Genomic DNA, 6986 nt, shown 5'->3' with positions numbered 1-6986 from the left:
ATCAAGACCAGCCTGAAGATCATGCAGTTTTTCCTCGACAAGCTGGCGGCGCATCCGGACGATCCGGTGTTTGCGCATTTTGAAGTGGTGCCCGATCATTTGCCGGATGCATTGAAGGATGGGATCAAAAAATTCCCGCCCGGCACGCTGCAATTTGAAATCGGCATCCAGAGTTTCAATCCCGAGGTGCAGGCGCTGGTTAGCCGCAAGCAAAACAATGAAAAGGCGGCGGAAAATATCCGTTGGCTATGCGAAAACTCGCATGCGCACATGCACGTCGATCTGATCGCCGGCTTGCCGGGTGAGGATGTGGCCAGTTTTGCGCGCGGCTTCGATCGCCTGCTGGCATTGCAGCCGCATGAAATCCAGTTCGGCATCCTGAAGCGTCTGCGCGGCACGCCCATCATCCGCCATACCGAGCAATACGGCCTGGTCTTCGATCCGCATCCGCCCTACACCATACTTGCTACTGACCGCATAGACTTCAATCAGATGCAGCAGCTGGTGCGCTTTGCGCGCTACTGGGATCTGGTCGCCAATTCGGGACGCTTTGCGCATACCCTGCCATTGATATTGCGCGACTCGCCCTTTGTCAACTTCATGCGATTATCGAACTGGCTGTATGCGACTACCGATGCAACTAACCGGATTGCGCTCGAGCGCCTGGCGGTGCTGGTAGGGCAATGGCTGGTATTGGAAGGAATGGAAGAAGAGCAGGTGGCGATAGTCTTGCGCAGCGATTACGCCGGACAAGCCAATACCAAACTCAAGACGCAGGCGTTGAAAAAGGCGGAAGGCAAGGCCGAGCATGCATTGCCGCAGCGTCAGGCGCGGCATCTGGCAGCTTGATGCGGCTTCAGCCGGCTTGCTGGCGCCAGCTGTCTATCAATTGTCGGCAAGTTCCATCCAGCATGGCCAGCGGGGTAGCTTGCTGGTGATTGAAAATCATCAATGCGTAGACCCGGGCCAGATTATTCACTTCCGCCGACAGCGCGCGTTCTTCACCGGTAGACGGGCGCTGCGTGCGCCAGTAGTTGATGACTTGTTCGAGTTCGGGCAGGGTGATATCCATGGCTACATTGTACGCGCGGCGCCGCATGCGGTAAAAGGGCTGGCGCGCGATAGCCTTGCAAGCAGGCAAGTTGAGCCCGGCATGCGCATACAATCTGCTGTGCATACTTTTACTCTAAACAGTTTTTCATGAATTCTGCCTTCGACCTCAAACGCTTTTTCCCTTTCCTGCGCTGGCCGCGGCCTACAGTTGCATCGATCAAAAGCGATGCCTGGGCCGGCATCAGCGTGGGCCTGGTATTGATACCGCAGGCTGTCGCCTATGCAACGCTGGCCGGCATGCCGGCTGCCACCGGCTTGTATGCGGCCTTGCTGCCTGGCGTGATCGGCATCCTGTGGGGTTCGTCGGCCTTGCTGGCCGTGGGCCCGGTCGCGCTGACCAGCCTGCTGGTGTTTGGCTCGCTGTCGCCGCTGGCGGCGCCCGCCAGCGAGCAATGGGTCGCGCTGGCAATCTGGCTGTCGCTGTATGCCGGCCTGATCCAGTTCCTGCTCGGCGCATTCAGGCTGGGCCGCCTGTCGAATCTGGTTTCGCAACCGGTGATCATAGGCTTCATCAATGCGGCAGCGATCATCATCATCGTTACGCAATTGCCATCCTTGCTGGGCGTGCCCGAGCTGTTTGTGGCCAATACGGCTGAGGTGTTGCGCCGCACGATGGCAGCGCCGACGAGCGTGCTGCTGACCAGCGCCTTCGGCTTCGGTACGCTGGCCTTGCTGATTGCGAGCAAGCGCTATTTTCCACGTTTCCCCGGCATTCTGCTGGTCACGATAATTGGCACGGCTGTCAGCTGGGCGCTAGGCTATGCGGCCAGCGGCGGCGCGATTGTCGGTGAAATTGCGCGCGGCTTGCCGCCGCTGTCAGGACTGCCTTCGATTTCATTCGAACATCATCGCGACCTGTGGCCTGCCGCGCTGGTGCTGGCATTGATCAGCTTTACCGAAGCGATGTCTAGCTGTCGCGTGCTGGCACGCAAGCGGCATGAACGCTGGGATGAAAACCAGGAATTGATAGGCCAGGGTCTGGCCAAGGTCGCCAGCGGTTTCAGCGGCGCGTTCCCGGTCAGCGGTTCGTTTTCACGTTCTGCCCTCAACCTATATGCGGGCGCGACCAGCGGGTGGTCGACCTTGTTTACGGCATTGTGCGTCTTGTTCAGCCTGCTGTTTTTGACCGATTTGCTGTATTACCTGCCGCGTGCGGTGCTGGCTGCGCTGATTATGGTGCCGGTGTTCGGCTTGCTCGACTTCGCTGCATTCAAGCGCCTGTTTTCGATTTCGCGTGCCGATGCTGCAGTCGCCGTCGTTACCTTCATCGTGACCATCGCCGCGATGCCGCGTCTGCATTGGGGCGTGATGGCCGGCATTGGGCTGACGATGGTGTCGTATCTGTACCGCCACATGCAGCCGCGCATCATCGAGGTCAGCGAACACCAGGATGGCACGCTGCGCGATAGCCAGCGCTTCGATCTGCCGCGGCTGGCGCCTGATCTGCTGGCGGTGCGCATCGATGCCGCCCTGAATTTTCTTACCGGTGCGGCGCTGGAACGCTTCGTTGTCGCGCAATGCAGTCGTGATCCGCACATCAAGCGCATCCTGCTGTGCGTCGGCTCTGTGAATGAAATCGATGCTACCGGCGTCGATACGCTGGAATCGCTGCACGTCACACTCCACAGCCTGGGCGTCGTTCTATACGTCTCGGCGATCAAGAAGCAGGTGTGGGATGTGCTGGACGCGGCGAGCTGGATTTCGGTGCTGGGAAAAGAACATATTTTCATGACCGATCATGAAGCAATCGCGGCCTTGCGTGATCCGCGCTAGGTAAATCCAACTATTCTTTGCATCGTTGTGAATTCCGCTGCAGTTTGCGTGTCGAATTACATTGTTGCAAGTAACAGGAGCAGTCATCCCATGCGTCGCAGCCGGTTCTTCAAGCATATGCCGACGTCGCAGAGCATCCAGGAAAATCGTTTTCTGAAACCATTCAGCGGCTATCTGCATCACCATTTCCTCTGGCAATTCAACCGGCGCGGCGTCGCCGGCGGATTGGCGGTCGGCCTGTTCGTCGGCATTCTGATTCCTTTTGCGCAAATACTGTTTGGCGCGCTGGGCGCGATACTGGTGCGTGTCAATTTGCCGGTGGCAGCGTTTGCCACTTTTGTCACCAATCCGTTTACAGTGCCGCCCCTGTATTACGCGGCTTACCGGCTGGGCAACTTGCTGATGGAGGCGGACCAGGGTGCCGGGGGCGCAGCGCTAAGCACTGGCATGCTCACGAAAGTTGCCGGCGAGCAGGGACAAGTCGGCAACTGGTTCGGCAATCTGATCGACTGGGTGCAAAGCGTAGGGCCGCAATTGATGATAGGCCTGGCCATCATCGCCACAGTGTCGGCCGTGGCCGGCTATCTGCTGGTCAAGCTGGTTTGGCAATTGCAGGCGTTGCATCGCTGGCGCAAGCGTCGCCTGCGCCAGTTCTGAGTTCCGGCTTAACCCTGCGGTTCTGACTTGTCGGAAGAATACGGCGCATGCAAATGCACCGGCTTGGCAGTGCGTGCGCGCATGCGCATATTGATCATTTCCACGATCAGTGCAAACGCCATCGCGGTGTAGATATAGGCTTTCGGTACGTGATGGTCGAACCCTTCGGCGATCAGCAAGACGCCGATTGCGACCAGGAAGGCCAGCGCCAGCACCTTGATCGATGGATGCTCGGAGACGAAGCGGCCTATCGATCCGGCAAACACCATCATCAAGCCCACCGATGCAATCACGGCTGCGACCATCACCTCGATTTCGTCGACCATGCCGACCGCGGTGATGATCGAATCCAGCGAAAACACCATATCGACCACCATGATCTGCAGGATCACGGCTGTGAACGTCGCCTTGACGACGCTGGAGCTATGCCCTTCCTCGCCTTCCAGCGCCTGATGGATTTCGCCCGTGCTTTTCCAGATCAGGAACAGGCCGCCGCCTATCATGATCAAGTCACGCCCGGAAATTTCCTGCTTCATGATCGTAAACAGCGGCGCCGTCAGGCCGACTATCCACGCCAGCACCATCAGCAAGGCGATGCGCATGAACATCGCAATGAAGAGGCCAAGCTTGCGTGCAAACTCGCGGCGCTCGACCGGCAATTTGTCGACCAGGATGGAAATGAAAATGATGTTGTCTATACCCAGCACCAGTTCAAGTGCGGTCAGGGTGATGAAGGCCATCCAGATTTGCGGGTCGGATACGAGTTCAAGCATGGCGAGTCTCCAGAGATATTCAAGATGAAAAAGGTGGGGCCGGGTTCACTATGCATGCACTAGGGCAGAATGCCGTGATGCTTGCCGCTATTTTGCGGATTGATGATCGAACATTAACAGGTAAAGCTGGCTGCGCCAACCAGCGCATGGCCGGGTGCGGGCAGTGCTACTGCTTTGGACGTGCTAATCAGACGTTCTAAAATACCGGACCGGATGTGCCCGGCCATTTCAGGCAGGACCAGCATGCATATATTTACCTACGGCCCCTTGATGTTCCCGCAAATCTGGTAGCGCGTCGTGCGCGGCAGTTATCGCTCGGTGCCTGCGACGGCGCATGATTTCATCCGCCGGGCCCTGGTCGACGATACGTATCCCGGCATGGTGGCGCGCGCCGGGGAGCAGGTTGAGGGCGTGCTGTACTTCGATGTCGATGCGCAGGATGTGGCGGCGCTGGATGCATTCGAGGGCTGTGAATATGCGCGCGCCGAGATTGCCGTTAAAATGCCTGCAGGCGAAATCGTGATAGCGGGCACTTACATTTTTCTGGCCCGGCAGCGTCTGTCTGCTGTATCGTGGGAGCCGCAGGCGTTCCAGATGTCGCGTTTTATCGGCGCGTATAGCCGCGACAAATTCGGTCGGTGAGTGCTGGCGAGCCAGTATAATTCCGCCTACATTCATTACTATTCAATCTTCGGTGCCCGCACCGTCAGAAACATACCCATGCTCGCAGCACAAAAACAACGCATCATCGAACTTTTCCAGGCCGCACTTGCCCCTCTGGTAGCAGGCACCGATTTACAGCCGACCGTGACGCTGGAGCGTCCGCGCGACCCCTCGCATGGCGATGTCGCCTGCAACCTGGCGATGCAGCTGGCCAAGCCGCTCAAGAAAAATCCGCGTGAAGTGGCGCAGGCACTCGTGGCCGCATTGCTCGACAATCCAGCCAACCGCGACTTGATCGAATCGGCTGATATCGCCGGTCCGGGTTTCATCAACCTGCGCCTGACCGCAGCGTCGCGCCAGGAAGTCGTCAAGACCGTGCTGCAGCAAGGGCCGGAATACGGCAAGAGCAAGGCTGGCGCCGGCAAGAAGATCATCGTCGAATTCGTTTCCGCCAACCCGACCGGCCCCCTGCATGTAGGCCACGGCCGCCAGGGCGCCCTGGGCGATGCGATGTCTGCGCTGTTCTATGCGCAAGGCTACGACGTCACGCGCGAGTTCTATTACAACGATGCCGGCGTGCAGATCGCCACACTGGCCACGTCGGTGCAGGCGCGCGCCAAAGGCTTGAAGCCGGGCGATGCAGGCTGGCCGGAATCTGCCTACAACGGCGATTACATCCAGGACATCGCCGACGATTTCCTCGCCGGGAAAACAGTCGCCGCCAGCGATGGCACACCCTACACTGCCAGCGGCGACATCAACGATATCGAATCGATACGTCATTTCGCCGTCACCTATCTGCGTCACGAACAGGACCTGGATCTGCTCGCCTTCGGCGTCCAGTTCGACAACTACTATCTGGAATCCTCGCTCTACAGCGACGGCAAGGTGCAGTCTGCGGTCGATGCCTTGATCAAGGCCGGCAAGACGTATGAACTCGACGGCGCGCTGTGGCTGCGCACGACCGATTATCACGACGACAAGGATCGCGTGATGAAGAAATCCGACGGCAACTACACCTACTTCGTGCCGGACGTCGCCTATCACGTCGTCAAATGGCAGCGCGGCTTTACGCAGGCGATCAATGTGCAGGGCAGCGACCACCACGGCACCATCGCCCGCGTGCGCGCCGGTTTGCAGGCGCTCGACATCGGCATCCCGCAAGGTTATCCGGATTATGTGCTGCACAAGATGGTCACCGTGATGAAGAACGGCGAGGAAGTGAAGATTTCCAAGCGCGCCGGTTCCTACGTCACGCTGCGCGATTTGATCGAATGGTCGAATGGCGAAACGCCGGAAGGCACCGAGCCCGTCACCGTGCGCGATCTGACGCGTGGCCGCGACGCCGTGCGTTTCTTCCTGATCTCGCGCAAGGCCGATACCGAATTTGTCTTCGACGTCGATATCGCATTGACGCAAGGCGATGAAAACCCGGTCTATTACGTGCAATATGCACACGCCCGCATTTGCTCGGTGCTCGCGCAATGGACCGATGGCGATGAATCCACGCTGCTTGATGTCGATCTGTCGCCGCTGGTGGCGCCGCGCGAAGCGACACTGCTGGCCAAGCTGGCAGAATATCCAGAGACGCTGCAAAGGGCGCTGGAAGAACTGGGCCCGCATCAGGTAGCATTTTATCTGCGCGACTTAGCAGGCGAACTGCATAGCTACTACAATGCAGAGCGGGTATTGGTGGACGATGTTGCAGTCAAGATGGCGCGACTGGCACTGATGCACGCAACACGGCAGGTATTGCGCAATGGTCTGGCATTGATCGGTGTATCGGCACCGGCCCGGATGTAACAGGAAACTTATGCACAAGAATAGTAAAAAGCAGGCAGGCGGCACATTGCTCGGTTTGATCGTTGGCCTCATCCTTGGCCTCGGCATCGCAGTCGGTGTAGCGGTGGTGATATACAAAACCCCACTGCCATTCACCAACAAGGGCGCGCAGGAAAAAGCGGTAGCGCCGGCCAATGGGGACCTGACTGATCCGAACAAGCCGCT

General features: G+C 58.5%; 7 protein-coding genes and 1 pseudogene. 6 read left to right on the top strand and 2 right to left on the bottom strand.

Going from position 1 to position 6986, the window contains the following annotated elements; translation table 11 throughout:
* The coding region (locus Q7T06_RS07490) for a DUF4080 domain-containing protein (protein WP_304782781.1) at positions 1–849 on the top strand (849 nt) is incomplete at its 5' end.
* A gap of 7 nt (positions 850–856) precedes the next feature.
* On the opposite strand, the gene Q7T06_RS07485 is transcribed toward Q7T06_RS07490, so the two are convergent.
* Positions 857–1072 carry a DUF3717 domain-containing protein gene (locus Q7T06_RS07485; protein ID WP_304782779.1) on the bottom strand — a complete coding sequence of 72 codons (216 nt, stop codon included), beginning with the start codon at positions 1070–1072 and terminating at the stop codon, positions 857–859.
* Positions 1073–1200: 128 nt separating this feature from the next.
* Between Q7T06_RS07485 and Q7T06_RS07480 the strand changes: the two genes are divergently transcribed.
* Together Q7T06_RS07480 and Q7T06_RS07475 are read left to right on the top strand one after the other, a co-directional pair.
* Positions 1201–2886: a SulP family inorganic anion transporter gene (locus Q7T06_RS07480; protein WP_304782776.1), complete on the top strand. Its 1686-nt coding sequence runs from the start codon at positions 1201–1203 to the stop codon at positions 2884–2886.
* A 90-nt stretch (positions 2887–2976) separates the two neighbouring features.
* Positions 2977–3543, top strand: a complete 567-nt coding sequence (locus tag Q7T06_RS07475; RefSeq protein ID WP_304782771.1) for a DUF2062 domain-containing protein — start codon at positions 2977–2979, stop codon at positions 3541–3543.
* Positions 3544–3551: 8 nt separating this feature from the next.
* Here Q7T06_RS07475 and Q7T06_RS07470 read toward each other — a convergent pair whose 3' ends face one another.
* The gene (locus Q7T06_RS07470; protein WP_304782767.1) at positions 3552–4316 is read right to left on the bottom strand and encodes a TerC family protein; all 765 of its coding nucleotides are present in this window, start codon (positions 4314–4316) and stop codon (positions 3552–3554) included.
* Between the two features lie 297 nt (positions 4317–4613).
* On the opposite strand from Q7T06_RS07470, the gene Q7T06_RS07465 reads away from it, so the two are divergent.
* From Q7T06_RS07465 to Q7T06_RS07455, 3 genes and pseudogenes are all read left to right on the top strand, one after another.
* Complete coding sequence (locus tag Q7T06_RS07465) at positions 4614–4958, top strand: gamma-glutamylcyclotransferase family protein (protein ID WP_304782764.1); 345 nt, start codon at positions 4614–4616, stop codon at positions 4956–4958.
* A gap of 78 nt (positions 4959–5036) precedes the next feature.
* The gene (gene argS / locus Q7T06_RS07460) at positions 5037–6782 is read left to right on the top strand and encodes an arginine--tRNA ligase (RefSeq protein ID WP_304782761.1); all 1746 of its coding nucleotides are present in this window, start codon (positions 5037–5039) and stop codon (positions 6780–6782) included.
* A gap of 10 nt (positions 6783–6792) precedes the next feature.
* Positions 6793–6986, top strand: a pseudogene (locus Q7T06_RS07455) (SPOR domain-containing protein); the annotation flags it as partial.

Source organism: Herminiimonas sp., assembly GCF_030645555.1.
In the GTDB taxonomy this organism is placed as follows: Bacteria; Pseudomonadota; Gammaproteobacteria; order Burkholderiales; family Burkholderiaceae_D; genus Oxalicibacterium.
This window is presented reverse-complemented; position numbering and strand designations above follow the sequence as displayed.

Excerpts from the sequence above, each read along its gene's own strand:
- Q7T06_RS07485 (WP_304782779.1), bottom strand. The coding sequence starts at position 1,072 with ATGGATATCACCCTGCCCGAACTCGAACAAGTCATCAACTACTGGCGC.
- Q7T06_RS07480 (WP_304782776.1), top strand. The coding sequence starts at position 1,201 with ATGAATTCTGCCTTCGACCTCAAACGCTTTTTCCCTTTCCTGCGCTGG.
- Q7T06_RS07475 (WP_304782771.1), top strand. The coding sequence starts at position 2,977 with ATGCGTCGCAGCCGGTTCTTCAAGCATATGCCGACGTCGCAGAGCATC.
- Q7T06_RS07470 (WP_304782767.1), bottom strand. The coding sequence starts at position 4,316 with ATGCTTGAACTCGTATCCGACCCGCAAATCTGGATGGCCTTCATCACC.
- argS (WP_304782761.1), top strand. The coding sequence starts at position 5,037 with ATGCTCGCAGCACAAAAACAACGCATCATCGAACTTTTCCAGGCCGCA.